Genomic DNA, 1,188 nt, shown 5'->3' with positions numbered 1-1,188 from the left:
TCATCTCCATCAACACCATCTGAACCAGAAGCACCTATTAACGAATCTAAAAAGTCTTGCGCTGAGCCTGTGTTTCCGGCTACTAACCATTCTTCGTATGCTGAATCTCCATTCTGACCTTCAGCAACAACACCTGTATCTGTTGTTCCAATAAACCAGTTGCCATTGGCTCCGATTTCTGGGGTTAAACCGTCTGTTCCGTCATCTCCATCAACACCATCTGAACCAGAAGCACCTATTAACGAATCTAAAAAGTCTTGCGCTGAGCCTGTGTTTCCGGCTACTAACCATTCTTCGTATGCTGAATCTCCATTCTGACCTTCAGCAACAACACCTGTATCTGTTGTTCCAATAAACCAGTTGCCATTGGCTCCGATTTCTGGGGTTAAACCGTCTGTTCCATCATCTCCATCAACACCATCTGAACCAGAAGCACCGACTAATGAATCTAGAAAGTCTTGCACTGAACCTGTGTTGCCAGCTGCAAGCCATTCGTCATATGCTGAATCTCCATTCTGTCCTTCAGCTGCAACTCCTGTATCTGATGTTCCAATAAACCAGTTGCCATTGGCTCCGATTTCTGGGGTTAAACCGTCTGTTCCGTCATCTCCATCAACACCATCTGAACCGGAAGCACCTACTAATGAATCTAGAAAGTCTTGCGCTGAGCCTGTGTTTCCGGCTGTAAGCCATTCGTCATATGCTGAATCTCCATTCTGACCTTCAGCTGCAACTCCTGTATCTGTTGTTCCAATAAACCAGTTGCCATTGGCTCCGATTTCTGGGGTTAAACCGTCTGTTCCATCATCTCCATCAACACCATCTGAACCAGAAGCACCGACTAATGAATCTAGAAAGTTTTGCACTGAACCTGTGTTGCCAGCTGCAAGCCATTCGTCATATGCTGAATCTCCATTCTGACCTTCAGCAACAACACCTGTATCTGTTGTTCCAATAAACCAGTTGCCATTGGCTCCGATTTCTGGGGTTAAACCGTCTGTTCCGTCATCTCCATCAACACCATCTGAACCAGAAGCACCTATTAACGAATCTAAAAAGTCTTGTTCTGAGCCTGTGTTTCCTGCTGCTAACCATTCTTCATATGCTGAAGCACCATTTTGTCCTCCTGCAACAATACCTGTATCAACTCCTCCGATTATCCAATTATTATTCGTCCCTATTTCTGGG

1 pseudogene is annotated in these 1,188 nt (G+C 45.2%); it reads right to left on the bottom strand.

The features are described from left to right. Positions 1-1,188: pseudogene (locus tag HM982_RS18395) on the bottom strand (hypothetical protein); the annotation flags it as partial.

It is taken from the genome of Winogradskyella vidalii, from assembly GCF_013403955.1.
GTDB lineage: Bacteria > Bacteroidota > Bacteroidia > Flavobacteriales > Flavobacteriaceae > Winogradskyella > Winogradskyella vidalii.
This window is presented reverse-complemented; position numbering and strand designations above follow the sequence as displayed.